At 70.8% G+C, this 16,035-nt stretch carries 13 protein-coding genes; 12 read left to right on the forward strand and 1 reads right to left on the reverse strand.

What is annotated here, in order from left to right; all coding sequences use genetic code 11:
- The first annotated feature begins 31 nt into the window (after window positions 1–31).
- From pelF to ACYSMR_RS02040, 8 genes are all read left to right on the forward strand, one after another.
- A complete protein-coding gene (gene pelF, locus ACYSMR_RS02005) occupies window positions 32–1,720 on the forward strand; it encodes a GT4 family glycosyltransferase PelF (RefSeq protein WP_461747210.1) in 1,689 nt (562 codons plus the stop codon).
- On the forward strand, window positions 1,717–2,790 hold the full coding sequence (locus ACYSMR_RS02010; protein ID WP_461747211.1) for a putative glycoside hydrolase: 1,074 nt from the start codon (window positions 1,717–1,719) through the stop codon (window positions 2,788–2,790). Before pelF ends, ACYSMR_RS02010 begins: the two co-directional genes overlap by 4 nt.
- Window positions 2,791–2,929: 139 nt before the next feature.
- Window positions 2,930–4,381 (forward strand): hypothetical protein, encoded by a 1,452-nt coding sequence (locus ACYSMR_RS02015; protein ID WP_461747212.1) that lies wholly within the window; start codon window positions 2,930–2,932, stop codon window positions 4,379–4,381.
- A 177-nt stretch (window positions 4,382–4,558) separates the two neighbouring features.
- Window positions 4,559–5,299: a class E sortase gene (locus ACYSMR_RS02020; protein ID WP_461747213.1), complete on the forward strand. Its 741-nt coding sequence runs from the start codon at window positions 4,559–4,561 to the stop codon at window positions 5,297–5,299.
- 6 nt (window positions 5,300–5,305) lie between these two features.
- Complete coding sequence (locus ACYSMR_RS02025) at window positions 5,306–5,470, forward strand: hypothetical protein (protein WP_461747214.1); 165 nt, start codon at window positions 5,306–5,308, stop codon at window positions 5,468–5,470.
- Window positions 5,471–5,670: 200 nt separating this feature from the next.
- On the forward strand, window positions 5,671–6,981 hold the full coding sequence (locus ACYSMR_RS02030; RefSeq protein ID WP_461747215.1) for a hypothetical protein: 1,311 nt from the start codon (window positions 5,671–5,673) through the stop codon (window positions 6,979–6,981).
- Between the two features lie 95 nt (window positions 6,982–7,076).
- A complete protein-coding gene (locus ACYSMR_RS02035) occupies window positions 7,077–8,423 on the forward strand; it encodes a hypothetical protein (RefSeq protein WP_461747216.1) in 1,347 nt (448 codons plus the stop codon).
- A 307-nt stretch (window positions 8,424–8,730) separates the two neighbouring features.
- Window positions 8,731–9,066: a hypothetical protein gene (locus ACYSMR_RS02040; protein WP_461747217.1), complete on the forward strand. Its 336-nt coding sequence runs from the start codon at window positions 8,731–8,733 to the stop codon at window positions 9,064–9,066.
- Window positions 9,067–9,654: 588 nt separating this feature from the next.
- Here ACYSMR_RS02040 and ACYSMR_RS02045 read toward each other — a convergent pair.
- A complete protein-coding gene (locus ACYSMR_RS02045) occupies window positions 9,655–10,716 on the reverse strand; it encodes a LacI family DNA-binding transcriptional regulator (RefSeq protein WP_461747218.1) in 1,062 nt (353 codons plus the stop codon).
- Between the two features lie 192 nt (window positions 10,717–10,908).
- On the opposite strand from ACYSMR_RS02045, the gene ACYSMR_RS02050 reads away from it, so the two are divergent.
- From ACYSMR_RS02050 to ACYSMR_RS02065, 4 genes are all read left to right on the forward strand, one after another.
- On the forward strand, window positions 10,909–12,273 hold the full coding sequence (locus ACYSMR_RS02050; protein ID WP_461747219.1) for an ABC transporter substrate-binding protein: 1,365 nt from the start codon (window positions 10,909–10,911) through the stop codon (window positions 12,271–12,273).
- Window positions 12,270–13,247 (forward strand): carbohydrate ABC transporter permease, encoded by a 978-nt coding sequence (locus ACYSMR_RS02055; protein WP_461747220.1) that lies wholly within the window; start codon window positions 12,270–12,272, stop codon window positions 13,245–13,247. Before ACYSMR_RS02050 ends, ACYSMR_RS02055 begins: the two co-directional genes overlap by 4 nt.
- A 2-nt stretch (window positions 13,248–13,249) precedes the next feature.
- Complete coding sequence (locus ACYSMR_RS02060; protein ID WP_461747221.1) at window positions 13,250–14,074, forward strand: carbohydrate ABC transporter permease; 825 nt, start codon at window positions 13,250–13,252, stop codon at window positions 14,072–14,074.
- A gap of 107 nt (window positions 14,075–14,181) precedes the next feature.
- Window positions 14,182–15,948, forward strand: coding sequence for a glycoside hydrolase family 13 protein (locus ACYSMR_RS02065; RefSeq protein ID WP_461747222.1), 1,767 nt, complete (start codon window positions 14,182–14,184; stop codon window positions 15,946–15,948).
- The last annotated feature ends 87 nt before the right edge of the window (window positions 15,949–16,035 follow it).

Here is a 16,035-nt window from a genome sequence, read left to right on the forward strand (position 1 = left end):
TGCCCGCGCAGCCTCTGACAAGGACATCCCCATGTATTTCATCACCCCCCGGTCCCGCACCACCGGCTCTCAGCAGCCCTCCGACGTCCCTCCCGCCCGAGCCCAGCGCCGAGGCCCCTACGAGGAGGTGGACGTGGCCATCGTCATGGAATCCACCTACCCCTACCTCAAGGGCGGGGTCTCGGCGGTGGTCCACGACATCGTCACCCACAACTCCGGGCTCACCTACGGCATCATCCACATCACCTGGGACTCCGCCGCCCCGCACGAGGACCTCTATGGCATGCCGGACAACGTCAAGTGGGTCCGGGTCGTCTACCTGAGCATGGAAGAGCACCGGCACTACTTCCTGGCCGCCTCCCCCAAGGACCTGGACATGACCGCCGCCCAGCGCGCCGTGCTGGCGCACCGGCTCTTCGACGCCCTCTATGCGCTCTCGCAGGAGCGGCAGACCCGGCCCCTGTGGGACCTCATCGAGGAGGGCCTCAACGAGCGCACCCGCCGGTACCCGCTGTGGGCACTGCTGGGCACCCGGGAGTTCATGGCGGCACTGACCCAGCGGATGCCTCAGCTGAACCTGCCGCTGGCCGAGGCCTTCTGGCTGCTGCGCAACTTCTTCTCCCTGGCCTACGCGGTGCTGGGCGAGTCCATGCCCCGGGCGCAGGTCTACCACGCGCACACCACCGGCTACGCCTCCTTATTGGCGGCAGCCGCGGCCCGCGACCACGACACCTCCTTCCTGCTCACCGAGCACAACCTCTACGTCCGCGACACCATCAACACCCTGCTCGGGCGCAACATGGCCCTGCCGGTGACCTCCGAGGACTACCGCAGCTTCGAGGTCACGGCCGAGCACCGGGCGTGGATGGCGTGGTGGACCGAGATGGGCCACTTCTGCTACCCCAGTGCTGGACTGATCACCTACCTCTACCCCTCGGCCATCACCGAAGCCGCTGCCCTGGGCACCGACACCGACAAGGCCGTGGTCGTGCCCAACGGCATGGTCATCGAGGAGTTCGACGAGAAGTACCGGGCGCGGCAGCGGACCACCGCCCGGATCGTCGCAGCCCCTGCTCAGCACACCTGGCGGCTGGTCTACATCGCCCGGGTCGTGCCCATCAAGGGGCTGATGGACCTGCTCTCGAGCCTGGACCTGCTGCGGAGCATCGGTCACCCCAACCTCCATCTGGACGTGCTCGGTCCCACCGAGCACGTCCCGGAGTACTACGAGGCCTGCCTGGCCAGGATCCAGTCCCTGGGCCTGCAGGAGATGGTCACCGTCCACGGCACCGTCGACGTGCGCGAGCGGCTGGACCAGTACGACCTGCTGGTGCTGCCCAGTTACAACGAGGGCCAGCCCATCGTGGTGCTCGAGGCCATGGCCGCCGGCATCCCCACCGTCGGCACGGACGTGGGCGGGATGAGCCAGCTCATCGCCGAGCACCTCCGTGGGCCCGGTGGTCACACCTGGGGACCGTGCGGGGAGCTGGTCACCCCCGGGGACGTCGAGCAGCTGGCCCACCGGATCCGCGCGGTCGTCGGCAACCTCGAGCGCTACACCGAATACAGTCGCGCAGCCCGCGGCCGGGTGGAGGAGTTCTTCCAGATGTTCCAGGTCATGTCCTGCTACGACCGGCTCTACCAGGCCCTGGCGCAGGCCCCTGCGCAGGGCGACCTCGAGGAGCAGGCCCGGCAGCTCACCACCGAGGTCCACGCGTGAGCGGGGTCGGCGCGTGGATCCGCTACGGCGGGCCCCTGAGCCGCGGGGAGCTGGAGTTCGCCCTGGAGCACTACCGGGTCGCGATCCTGCAGCCGTGGGAGCAGGAAGCGGCTGCCGAACTGAAGAACCGGCGCCCGGACATGACGGTGCTGTGCTACAAGTGCCTGTCCTCGACCCGGGACTACGAACCCGGGCCTGTCCACACCTCCGGCGTGTCCTACGCCGAGGCCGTCGACCAGGGCGGGGACTGGTTCGCCCAGCGCCTGGACGGCACCCGGATCCAGTGGGAACGCTACGGCGGGCACTGGCAGATGACGGTCTGGGATCCGGCCTACCGCACCCGGTGGGTGGACAACGTGGTGGCCGAGCTGGCCTCCTCCCCGTTCGACGGAGTGATGGCCGACAACGACGTCTACGACGACTACTACGGGCTGCACCTGCCCATTCGCGGGGCTGCCGCGATGGACGAGGTCCGCTCGGGCGTCGACGCGCTGGTGCACGCAGCGGGACGGGCGCTCAATGAGGTCGGCAAGCTGCTGGTGCCCAACATCGCCGAGTCCCGCCGGCAGCCGGGCCGGTGGGACGCCCACGCCGCCTACGGAGGCGGGTTCGAGGAGGTGTGGCTGGGCTACAGCCCCACCGACCTCTTCGACCCGGCCACCGCCACCGCCCAGCTGTCCCAGGTGGCCGGGCCTGGGCTGGCCGTCGTGCGGGTGCCCACCGACGGCCAGGACGACCACCCGAACTTCCCCTACGGGCTGGCCGCGTTCTGGATCTTCGGCGGTGGCCGCGGGGCCTACTCCGCCACCGGCCACGACGACTACGACCGCACCCCCTACATCCCGCAGCTCGACTGGGATCTGGGCTCCCCCCTCGGTCCGCCCCAGGGCCACGGACACACGTGGCGCCGGGAGTTCACGCACGGCTGGGCGGCGGTGAACCTCAACCGGGACGGCCGCCGACGCCGACGGATCCCCGTGCCGGCAGGCATGGTCGACGCCGCCGGAGCCCCCGCCCCGACCCACTTGGTCCTGCCGCCCCGTCGCGGCGTGCTGTACCGCCGGGCCTGACCGGCGGTCAGGGCACCACGACAGTGCCACGAACGCCTGGATCCTGGGGCGCACGGACGTCCCGGGACCCAGCGCGACACGAGAACACCCCGTCTTTGCAAATGCTAAAAAGTGTGGAGTGGTCCATCATGATGAGCAGATGAAGCGCTTGGCCGCGATGGCGGTCCTCCTCACGGCCGCCACCGGGACGGCACTGTCCGCCGATGCCACCGGCTCCTCAGCGGCGGCCGGCACTGCCACCGGCGCCGGCCAGAGGCTGCCCGCCTATCTGCAGGGCTACCGCCAGGGGCAGCTGCTGTGCCCGGGGGGCGCGATGACCGGGAAGGTCTCCGTCGCCGTCGTCGACCCGATGATGGCCACCACCGACGCCCCCGGCGACTGCACCCTGGCGGACATGAAGGCCGCCAATCCCGACACCCGCTTCTTCGCCTACCTCGACCTCGGGGCCATGCGGGCCTTCGAGCAGTGGAACGGGGTCTTCCAGAACTCGTGCGCGGACATGGGCACCGACCACGGCCGCCGGTTCGCCGTCACCCCCACCAACCCCGAGGTCGCCCGCAACGACGAGGGCTACGCCACCTACCCGGGCTTTCCCTACCTGAGCGTCGCCGACCTCTCCCCGGCCTACGCCGAGGCCTGCGCCGCCACGGCCCGCACGATGCTGACCACCGACGCCCAGCGCGGCACCACGGACGCACCCCCGACGCGATTCGACGGCATCTTCCTCGACGACGTCTCCATGTCCCCGTCCCACGGCCAGGACATGGTCGACGTGGGCAGGTGGGGCCCGTGGGCCGACGACGACGCGTACGGGCGTGCCGTGATCGCCACGGTCACCCGCATCGACGCCGCCCTGACCCGGTCCATGGGCCACGACGTGCCGGTGGCCGTGAACCTGGGGGTCTATCCGGCCTGGGAGAACCAGGTGCGTCTGGCCACAGAGCTCGCTGCCACCGGCGCGGTCGACTTCGCCCTGCGGGAGCACACCGTGGCCGACGGCAACGGACGCCCCTACACCGCCACGGAGATGGCCCAGGCCACCACCGCGTACCGGAGGATCACCGCCGCCGGCATGCCGATCGTCGAGCACGACTACTCGGTGAGCCTGCGCGAGGTGGCCCCCGCCGCCTACCGGCAGGGCAGCGCCGTCGACCCGGCCGCGGCATGCCTCGGCGATGACCATCCGGACCGGGCCACCATCGTGGCCGCCGCGGACACCCGCCGCACCCTCGACCACCGCATGACCCTCGGTCACCTCCTGCTCACCCGCACCCAAGCCACCCGGCAGATGACGGCGACCCTCTCCCAGGCCGAACCGCACTGCCGGGACAACGCCTGGGACGACAACCGGCACTGGGAGGACGTCACCCGCCTGTCCGTGCGGACCACCGACACCCAGGTCACCGCCCTGACCCGCGCCGTCACCGCCGGCGCCTGGCCGACGACCTCCCCCGTGAACGTCCGGGGCCTCCTCACGGTGAAGCTGTCGACCCGGCAGGTGCTCGCGGTCAACACCACCGACACCAGCCGGACCGTCACCGCCCACGGCAAGACGCTCACGGTGCCGGCCCGCTCCGCCACGATCCGGTAAACCGATCGGCACGGTCCGCGCACCCCCTGCGCACGAACTCCTGCCGCCGACCTCCCAAGGACTGCGGCGGTAGCCTGCCCACTGGTGGAACCCGTGCCACCACCCGACACCGCTGCCACCGGAGGCGTGATGCTCCCCCGACCCCCACACGATCCGCACCCACCCCACCGTGGCGCCGTGGCGGAGGCACGGGGGCGGGGCGGGCGGCTGTCAGCCGTGCAGGTGGCCGGGGAGCTGCTGCTGACGGCCGGGGTGGTGGTCGGGTTGTTCGTGGTGTGGCAGCTGTGGTGGACCAACCTCGACGCCACCGCCACCCAGCAGGAAGTCGCGGCGGAGCTGGCGCAGGACTTCGGCGGACCCCTCCAGCCCACCCCCGGCGACAGCACCGGCCACGGGGACCCGGTCGTGGCACACGCCCCCGGCTACGGGCAGGGCCTCGGGATCATGTACATCCCCCGCTTCGGCGACGACTACGCCCGACCCGTCATGGAGGGCACCGGCACGGACGTGCTCGACGCCCTGGGCCTGGGCCACTACCAGGCCACGGCGATGCCCGGGGGCATCGGCAACTTCGCCGTCGCCGGCCACCGCCAGACCCACGGCAGGGTCCTGGACCTCATCCACACCCTCACCCCCGGGGACCGGATCCACGTGCGCACCGCCGAGGGCTACTACACCTACGCGGTGGAATCCACCGCGGTCGTGGCCCCGACCGAGACCCGGGTCATCGCCCCCGATCCCCAGGACCCCGGTGCGGCACCGACCCGGCGGCTGCTGACCCTGACCAGCTGCCACCCCCGCTACGGGGACGCCGAACGCTACATCGTCCACGCCGCCCTGGCCTCCTGGCGTCCCGCCCGCACAGGACCCCCGGCCGAGATCGCCGCCGCGGTGGCCGCCGACACGCCGAGGAGCTGAGACCTGATGTACGCCTGGATCTTCCGTCACCTGCCCGGCCCGGTGTGGGTGCGGATCCTGCTGGCCGTGGTCCTCGTGGCGGCGGTGGTGTGGATCCTGTTCGAGCTGATCTTTCCCCTGGTCGCTCCGTACTCACCGTTCACCACCGAGGTCACCCTCCCGGACCCCTAAACAGCCCTGGACCGGGATGCTGGAGACCTACGCGACCGCGGACTCCGCATCTGTTCACGGCCAGTGGCCGGTAACAGTCCAGTGAAGAACATTAATAAGCATTGATTTGCATTCGACAGAGTCCTTATCGTCGTGCCTGAAGCGGTCCAGGTCCGGCGTGGCCCACGATCCGAGGCTCGTGCGACCAAGGAGGTGCAGCGGTGAAGATGCCCAGGCGTCGCTCACTGGCCGCCTCCGTGCGCGTGGCCCTCACCTCGGGGCTGGCCGCCACCGGGTGGCTGCTGCTGGGCTCCACCTCCGCCCACGCCGCCGAGGACACCGCACCGGTGGCCGGGGCGGTCACCGTGGTGGAGGCCGGCGGCACCATCGCCTCGGTCACCGACGCCCTGGCCCCGATCGCTGACACACTGGCCCCGGCCACCGGCGCCGTCGACGAGGTCGTTGCCACCACCCCCGTCGCGGGGGAGATCGTGCCCGAGGGCACGGTCAGCGCCGTCACCGGCACCGCCCTGGACGTGATCCGGGACCCGGGCTCGATCGTGGACGACCCGGTCGGGACGGTCGAGATCGTCACCACCCCGGTCACCGGCACCCTCGACGAGGCCCTCTCCACCACCCCAGTGGTGGGCGGACTCGTGCCCGAGGGCACGGTCAGCACGGTCACCGGCACCGGCCTGGACGTGATCCGGGACCCGGGCTCGATCGTGGACGACCCGGTGCGCACGGTCGAGACCGTCACCACCCCGGTCACCCAGGTGCTGGCGCCGGTCACCGACGTCCTCGCCCCGGTCACGGAGGTGGTGGCGCCGATCAGCGGGGCCGTCGACGAGGTTCTCGACACCACCCCGGTGGTGGGCGGAATCACGCCGCCGGTCAGCCCGGCGCCCGAGCTCACCCCGGCAGCTCCCGCGCTGGGCCAGCCCGACATCGAGGTCCCGGCCGCGCCGACCCCGGCACCCTCCTCCCCGGCGCAGGTGCCCGGCACGGCCCCCACCCCTGCCGCGGTCCAGCGCACGGAGGGCGCTCCCTCCGTGCAGGACCACCCGGTGGATGACCGGACACGCATCGCTGCCAGCACTGCGGCGGATCGGACGTTCTCCCGCGAGCCGGCCGCCACTGCTCGTGCGGCCACGCAGACCACCGTCACCGGTGTCGCCCCGGCCACGCTCCTCCCCCGGTTCCCGTGGGTAGTGAGCACGGCCGGAACAGGCACCAGCTGGGACCGGGCACATGCTGTGGCGACCCCGGCGGGCGCTACCCCCGGCACTGCCGGCTCCGCCTCCTCCCACGGTGGCGCACCGGCTCCGTCGGGCAGCAGCACCTCCACCGGAGGCGGGCCCGGCTCTCCCCTCGGCAGCGCTGATCCGATGGGGTGGCCCGGGATGCCCGCGGGCATCTCCTACCTCGAGCTGTTTCCCCGGCTGAGCGCCGGGAAGGCGGACTCCTTCTTCGGCGCGGCCGAAGACCTGCCCACCGCCCCGGCGTTCGACCCCGGCTCCACTCCTGATTGATGAGGACCGCGCTGCCCGCCCGTGGGCAGCAGCAGTCGACCCTCTGACGCCTCTGGCGCAGATCCCCCTCTCATCACTTTTCAGGAGAACCTCTCATGCGCAAGGACATCCAGCGCGGCCTCTACGGCCTGGCTCTGGCCACCGGCATCTTCATCCTCGGCACCAGCGAAGCCACCGCAGCGGAAACCACCGGCGAGGACAGCATCGCCGGCGGCACCCAGGCCGGCTCTGAGCTCACCACCCCGGTGACCGTCAGCGACAACGCGATCACCCTCATCGGCGACCCCACCACCGGCTCCACCGACAGCACCACCGGAAGCACCCCCGGCGCCGCTGGCGGAGGCACCACCGCGGTCACCGACGGCGACAACAGCATCGCCGGCGGCACCCAGATCACCCCGGTGATCACCGCCCCCATCGGCATCCAGGACAACGCCGTCACCCTCATCAGCGACCCCACCACCGGCTCCACCGACAGCGGGGAAGCACCCACGACCAGCGGTGGAACAAGCGCTCCAACTCCCGCAACCACCGGTGAGGACAGCATCGGCGGCGGCACCCAGATCACCCCGGTGATCACCGCACCCATCACCGTCGAGGACAATGCGGTCACCGTCATCGGCGACCCCACCACCGGCTCCACCGACAGCACCACCGGAAGCACCCCCGGCGCCGCTGGCCGAGGCACCACCGCGGTCACCGACGGCGACAACAGCATCGCCGGCGGCACCCAGATCACCCCGGTGATCACCGCGCCCCTCGGGATCCAGGACAACGCCGCCACCGTCATCGGCGACCCCACCACCGGCTCCACCGACGGCAACACCGACGGTGGGAGCACCGGCCCGGCCCCGGTGACCGACGGTGAGGGCAGCCTCAGCGGGGGCACGCAGATCACCCCGGTGATCACCGCACCCATCACCGTCGAGGACAATGCGGTCACCGTCATCGGCGACCCCACCACCAGCAGCGGTGACACCACCAGTGGCGGTACCGGCAGCACTGGAACCGACGGGGCCGGCACTGGTCCGGGGACCGACGACAACGGGCTGGGCGTCGACGCCGGTGCTGAAGGCACGGTCGGAGTGGGCGGTGCTGACGGCGCCGTCGCGGGCGGGGCCCGCACCCACGACGGGACCGAGGATGCTCACACCGCCGATGAGCTGACGACCGGAGCGGCGTCCGACGGCACGGCCGTGACTGCTGACGCTTCCGCCGACCACCGGGTGACGGCTGCTTCCTCGTCCGTCTCCCCGGCGAGCAGCGCTGGTGCCGGCCTCAGCACCGAGGAGATCGGCCACCGACGTTCCGGCGCCACACCGGGTGGGGTGCTCGCCCACACCGGTGCCACCGCTTCGATGATGGCCGGGATGGGGGTCGCCCTGATGGTGGCCGGAGCCGTGCTTGTGCTGGCAGGCCGCCGACGGGCCCTCCTGCGGTAGTTCCTGCCCCTGCACGTGCATCGACGAGGGCTCCGCTCCTCGTCCCGCATCGGAAAACGGTGCGGGACGAGGAGCGGAGCCCGGTGTCGCGCCGAGAGCCATCCCGCGCCCGAGGCCCTTCACCGCCCGTCCTCCTCGCCCGGGGCCGGGTCCTCCGGCCGGGGGACCCGCCCGGACAGCACCGACGCCGTGACAGCCGCCGCAGGACGAGCAAGGACCGCCCCACCAGTTGTAGACACGTCACAATGGGCCACGACGCGGTCCCGCACTGGACAAAGGTCTAGTCTCGTCGACAGGAGGTTTGCAGATGAGAATTCAGGTGGGGGACGTGGCCGTCGCCGCCGGCGTGCTGCTGACGGCACCGGGAATGGCCGGGATGTGCTGCACGATCCTGGGAGGCCACTCCCCGCACGAGCTGGCGGTGGCGATGGTGGCACTGGGCCTCGTGCTGGCGATCGCCGGGCTGGTCCCGCGCTTCGAGCAGCACCAGGACGGCTGGAGGCGTCAGAGCGAGGCGCTGCTGCGGGCCCGGCAGCAGTCCCAGCGCGCCGCCACGGTTCCGGATGCCCACGAGCCGGCCGCAGGCGCCCGCGTCCAGCTCACCCGCGCCGCCCCGCGATCGCGGGCTCCCATCCCCCGGTAGAAACCGTGCCCCCGCACGCGCCCTGACCCCTCGCAGGGCCGGCCGGGCCGGCTGCCCACCGGCTCCGGTCCAGCCGGGCGAGGCGGCACAGGGCCAGGGCGATGGTGTCGTCGTCGGCCGCTGCGGAATCGGCGTAGTCGCCGCGCAGCCCCACGAGCTCTTCGGCGGGGGCGGGCGGGCCGGCGCCTGCACCGACCCTGCTCGGGGAGGGGACATGCTGCGCTGACGGGCCCCACAGGATGAGCGGCGGTGGTGAGGTGATGTCCGCACCGGGAGGGTACCGCCAGTAGCCGGAGGATGCGACACCGGGCCACGGCCGAGTGCATGATGCGGGCCCAGGTCGCTGCCGCCAGGCGGGCCGGGGTGAACGCCACTGCCGTCGCTCCCCGGCTTCACGGCTGCTGGGCGGAGTCCAGCATGTTCCGCATCGACCGTGAGGCCCGCACAGGAACCCCTGTCGCAACGCCGGGTCCGTGAAGCATGGACCCGCGAGTCAGTGGTTGATGCGACCGAGGGCGAGCTGGACCGCATCCGAGGTCCCGCACCCCAGCCAGTCCGAGCAGGCTGACGGTGTTCCGTGAGCTCCGGTCACTGGGGGGTGGCACGCGTGGCCGGACGGGGTGGGCGGGGCTCCTGCTGGGGAACGGCGGCGGTGGTGGCACGTACGACGACGCGGGTGGGGAGTTTCTGCGCCAGATCCGGGTGCTCTCCGCGCAGCAGGGCCAGCAGCAGGTGCGCGGCCTGCACGCCCTGGTCCCGGACGGGTTGGCGGACGGTGGTGAGGTCCACCAGCTGCGCCAAGGGGTGGTCGTCGATGCCGACGACCGAGATGTCCTCGGGCACGCGCAGCCCGGCGCGCCGGATGGTGCGCATCGCGCCCAGGGCCATCTCGTCGGAGTGGGCGAGCACGGCAGTGGGGAGCTCGTGGACGCTGAGCAGCTTCTCCATGGCCTCGGCCGCCTGGACCCCGCCCCAGGTGGTGGTGACGACCAGTTCCTCGTCAACGGGGACCTCGGCCGCGGCCATGGCCTCGTAGAAGCCCCTGGTGCGTCCGCGGCGGGCCGGCTGATCGGTGCGGTCAGGATCGACGGCGGTGATCATGGCGATCCGGCGGTGCCCCAGGCGCAGCAGGTGCTCGGTGGCCTGGCGGACGGCGGTGGCGTCGTCGACGGAAACGTAGGGGTAGGTGGCGTCCTGGCCGCCGGCGGCGACGATGGTGACCCCCATCAGTTCCAGGCGGCGCCGCTCGTGGTCGGTGACCGGAACGGCGACCACCACGACGGCGTCGACCTTGCGACGGGCCGGCAGGTGCTCGAAGAACGCGTGACGGCCTTCGGGATCGCCGACGTGGTAGATCAGCACGTCGTTGCCGGCCTCGCGCAGGACTTCTTCGAGGCCGCTGACCATCTCACCGAAGTACCACCGATCGAGGTGAGGAACGACCAGGGCGATCGTGCGGGTGGTCCCGGTGGCCAGGCGGGAGGCTTCCGGAGAGGCGACGTACTCCAGCCGCCGGGCAACCTCGGCGACCCGCTCCCGGGTGGCCGCGGCCACCCCGTAGGCGCTGTTGAGCGCCCGGGAGGCAGTGGCCAGGGACACGCCGGCCTCACGGGCCACATCAGCCAGGCCGACGGCTTTCGAGGAGTTCATGGCCTCAGTGTAGATCCATCGGAAACGCTTCCCAACAACGAAATGGAAAAACAGTGGAACAGCACTGGACTGCTGCGACCATGCCCATACTCGGTAAGGGTCAGGCTTGACTCGCTGGCATGTGTCGCACATCATATTCGGAAGCGCTTCCGAAACGGTGGGGCGCGTCGACTCTTCCGGGAAGGAAGCTCCATGACTGAGCGTCTGGTGGCCCCCGATTTCGCGGGCACCGTGGGAATGAAACTGCGTGTTCTGGGGGTGGGGGCGTGCGCCCTGTTCGCCCTGGCCGCCTGCGCACCTCCCGGCAGCGGTTCCCAGCCGGCCGCCTCGAAGGCTGCCCCGGCGGAGGTCTCCACCGACCTGGGTGAGGAGCCCGTCGAGCTGACCCTCTACGACGGGGCGGGGCTGAAGGCCAAGGACGAGGCTCTGATCGCCGCGTTCGAGGAGAAGCACCCGAACGTGACCATCACCGGCCGCTACGACCCCGATGACGTGCAGGCCCAGAACGCCCCGCGTGTGCTGGCCTCGGACGACCCGCCGGACATCGCCCGGGTGATCGCCCTGTCCGACGTCGCCGAGGACGGTCTGCTGACCAACCTCGACGCCTACGCCGAGGCCTACAGCTGGGGCGAGCTGCCCGAAGGCCAGCTGGCCCAGTACCGGGTGAACGAGGACGGGGTGCGCGGCGAGGGCTCCCAGTACACGATGGCCGACGGCTTCACCGTCACCGGTTTCTACTACAACAAGGAGCTGGCCGAGAAGGTCGGGATGACCGAGCCCCCGCGGACCATGGAGGAGCTCGAGGGTCTGCTGGCCAAGGCCAAGGACGCCGACCTCGTCCCGATCATGGCCGGCAACCAGACAGGTCAGATCATGACCAGCACTCAGATGATGCTCAACAACGCCCTGGGGGCCGAGGCGGTCAACGACTGGGTCTTCCACGCCCCGGACGCCACGATCACCACCCCCGAGGCCACCGAGGCCGTGTCCACGATCCAGGACTGGGCCGAGTCCGGGTACTTCCCCGCCGACACCAACGGCACCGACGCCACCGCGGCGCTGGGCCGGTTCGCCAACGGCGAGGCCCTGTTCTACGCCTCCGGCAACTGGGACGCTGCCGCCCTGGACGAGCAGATGGGAGAGGACGTCGGGTTCTTCCTGCCTCCCGCCCTCGAGGGCCAGGAGCCTGCGACGATGTCGGACCCGGCGTCGAACTTCGCGATCCCGGCCGGCTCCGACGCCAAGGACGCCGCTGCGGCGTTCCTGGACTTCCTGCGCTCCGAGGAGGCCCGTCAGGTGGTCGCCGACGCCGGCTTCGCCCCCTCGGGCACCGGTGCGGTGCCCACGACCGAGGAGGGGTCGGTCAAGGCCCAGATCCAGGACTCCTTCGCGCAGCTGGTGGAAGCCGACGGGCAGGTCCAGTTCGTGCAGAACGCCACCAACGGGCTGACCACCACCTGGAACTCCGAGGCCCAGCGCCTCGTCGATGGATCCACCACCCCGGAGGACATGCTGACCGCGGTCCAGACCAAGTACGAGGACGAGCTGGGACGATGAGCTCCCTGGACGGGTCCACCGGACCGCTGCAAGGCCTGACCCGGCCTGACCCCGTTCCGGCGGGGCAGGCGGGGCAGGCCGACCGTGACGGGCAGGCACCGCGCTCGCGCAGGCGGAAGAGGAACTGGAGCGGATGGCTGTTCGCGGCCCCGGCGGCACTCATGTACGCGGTGTTCGTGCTGCGCCCGCTGGCCGCCTCGATCCAGTACTCCTTCTACGACTGGGACGGCATCACCGTGGCCACGTTCGTGGGCCTGGACAACTACGTGCGGGTGTTCACCGACCCGCAGCTGCTGTCCTCGATCTGGCACGCCTTCTTCCTGGTCATCTTCTTCACCGTCATCCCCGTCTCGATCGCCCTGCTGGTGGCGGGGCTGATCCGGGAACTGCGCAGCAAGGGCCTGGGCAAGCTGGCCCAGACCCTGCTGTTCATCCCCTACGTCATCCCGGCCGCGGCCGCGGCGATCGCCTGGAGCTGGATGTACGCCACCACCGGCGCAGTCAACCAGCTCCTGTCGGTCATCGGACTGGAGGCCGTGACCCACGCCTGGTTCGGAGACCCGACCTGGGCCCTGCCCGCGGTGGGACTGATCGGGACCTGGATCAACCTCGGGTTCTGCACCATCCTGCTGATGTCGGGCATCGGCAAGATCGACACCTCCCTCTACGAGGCGGCCAAGCTCGACGGCGCCGGGTTCTTCCAGACCTTCCGGGCGATCACCCTGCCCGGACTGCGCCAGGAGATCGGGGTGTGCGTGACCATCACCATCATCGCTGCCCTGGCCAGCTTCGACATCGTGTTCATGTCCACCCAGGGCGGGCCCGGGTACTCCACGATGGTCCCCGGCGTGCAGGTCTACCAGCTCGGCTTCACCGAGTCCCGCATCGGACTGGCCTCGGCCCTGGCCCTGGTGCTCAGCGGCCTGGTGCTGGCCGTGATCCTGCCCCTCCAGCGACTGTTCCGGGAGAAGTGACCATGCGAACCTCCAAGAGCACCCAGATCCCCGGGGTGGCCCTGCTGCTGCTGACCATGGCCTTCTCCATCTTCCCGCTGCTGAGCATGCTCTCCACCGCGCTGCAGCCCCAGGGGTCCGTCCCGCTGGGCCTCAGCTGGCCGGCGGACCCCCAGTGGCACAACTTCATCGACGCCTGGAACGTCGCCGACATCACCACCCTGGCCGGTTCCAGCCTTCTGCTGGTGCTCGGCGTGGTGCCCGTCGGGGTGCTGCTGGCCACCATGGCCGGCTACGCTCTGGGCCAGTTGCGCCTCCCGGGCGGGGCGATCCTCTTCATGCTCCTGCTGCTGGGGCTGACCCTGCCCTTCGAGGTCACCATCGTCCCGCTGTACTACCAGATCCGCGACATGGGCCTGCTCAACACCCGCCTGGGACTGGTACTGCCGCTGATCGCCCTGAACATGCCGTTCGCGGTGTTCTGGATGCGCGCGCACTTCCTCAACGCCCCGGCCGAGCTCTCCGAGGCCGCCAGCATGGACGGGGCCAGCGCCTGGCAGTCCTTCCGCGCCATCCACCTGCCCCTGGCCCTGCCCTCGATCGCGTCCTTGGCGCTGCTGATGTTCATCTCCACCTGGAACCAGTTCCTGCTGGCGATCGTGCTGATGGACGACCCGGGGAAGCGCACCATGGCCGGTGCCCTGCAGAACTTCGTCGGTCAGTACTCCACCGACGTGGTCCTGCTCAATGCCGGATCCCTGCTGATCATGGCCCCGATGATATTGGTCTTCCTCTTCTTCCAGCGCCACATCGTCAAGGCGATGCTCGCCGGATCAGTCAAGGGCTGAGCCAACGCGCCGGTGGTCACCGGCGCACCCCCAGGGTGCCGCCGGCGACCACCGCAACCGACCCTTCCGCGTCTGCCCACAGCTTCTCTTCCACGGACGGAGCCCTCATGCCCTCGACCCCCGCCCTGCCCACCGCCACCACCGTTGCCACCGCCCCGGCGTGGTGGTCCGACGCCGTGGTGTACCAGATCTACCCCCGCTCCTTCGCCGACTCGAACGGCGACGGGATCGGGGACCTCGGTGGGATCCTCGCCCACCTGGACCATCTGCAGGCCCTGGGCGTGGACGTGCTCTGGCTCTCGCCGATCTACTGCTCCCCGCAGGACGACAACGGCTACGACATCAGCGACTACCAGGACATCGATCCGGCCTTCGGCACCCTCGAGCAGTTCGACGAGCTGCTGGCCGCCGTGCACGGGCGCGGCATGAAACTGGTGATGGACCTGGTGGTCAACCACACCTCCGACGAGCACCCCTGGTTCGTGGAGTCCCGCTCCTCCCCCGACTCCCCCAAGCGCGACTGGTACTGGTGGCGCAGGCCCCGCCCTGACATGGCCGCCGGCGCCGCGGGGGCGGAGCCCACGAACTGGGCGAGTGCTTTCTCCGGGCCCGCCTGGGAGCTTGACGAAGCCTCCGGGGAGTACTACCTGCACCTGTTCTCCCCCAAACAGCCGGACCTCAACTGGGGGAACCCCCAGGTCCGCCAGGCGGTCTACGCCATGATGGGCTGGTGGCTGGACCGGGGGGTCGACGGCTTCCGGATGGACGTGATCAACATGATCAGCAAGGACGTCGGCCCCGACGGGCACCTGCACGACGGGCGCCCCGTGGAGGGCTCCCCCTACGGGGACGGCTCGGCCTCCTACATCTGCGGGCCGCGGATCCACGAGTTCCTCCAGGAGATGCACCAGGAGGTCTTCGCCCACCGGGACCGGCAGCTCCTCACCGTGGGCGAGATGCCCGGGGTGACCGTGGAGGAGGCGGTGCTGTTCACCGATCCGGCCCGGGCCGAGGTCGACATGGTCTTCCAGTTCGAGCACGTCGACCTCGACCACGGCCCCGGGGGCAAGTTCGACCCCCGCCCACTGCGCCTGACCGACGTGAAGGCCTCCCTGGGCCGCTGGCAGGAGGGCCTGGAGGAGGTCGGGTGGAACTCCCTGTACTGGAACAACCACGACCAGCCGAGGGTGGTCTCCCGCTTCGGCGACGACTCTCCCGCCCACCGGGTGGCCTCCGCCACGTGCCTGGCCACCCTGCTGCACCTGCACCGGGGCACCCCCTACGTCTACCAGGGCGAGGATCTGGGGATGACCAACGCGCCCTTCGACTCGATCCAGGACTTCCGCGACATAGAGTCCGTCAACCACTACCGCCACGCCGTGGCCGCCGGCGCGGATGCGGAGACCGTGCTGGCGGGCTTGCGCTGGACGGGGCGGGACAACGCCCGCACCCCCGTGCAGTGGACTTCCGGCCCGAACGCCGGGTTCACCACCGGCACCCCGTGGATCGCGGTCAACCCCAACCACGACGTGGTCAACGCCGAGGCCGCCCGGGCCGACCCGGACTCCGTCTTCCACCACTACCGGCGCCTCATCGAGCTGCGGCACACCGAGCCTGTCGTCGCCCTGGGCGACTTCACGATGCTGGTCCCCCACCACGAGCAGGTCTACGCGTTTACCCGGCGGCTGGGCGACGTCGAGCTGCTGGTGGTCTGCAACGTCTCCGGCGACGACGTCCGCGCCGACCTCCCCGGCGGCTGGGCCGGCGCCGAGCTGCTGATCGGCAACCGCCCCGACGTCGTCGTCCCCGGTGACGAGGGGCTGCTGCGACCGTGGGAGGCCCGCGTCCACCGACGGACCTGCGGCAACCAGTGAACCACTGAACTCCCCGCACCGGACCCCTCCTCTCTCCCACGCGACTCCCATCCCCTTCCATCGCTTCTCTTCTACGGACGGAGCCCT

The sequence above is a fragment of the Kocuria sp. U4B genome (genome assembly GCF_054875615.1).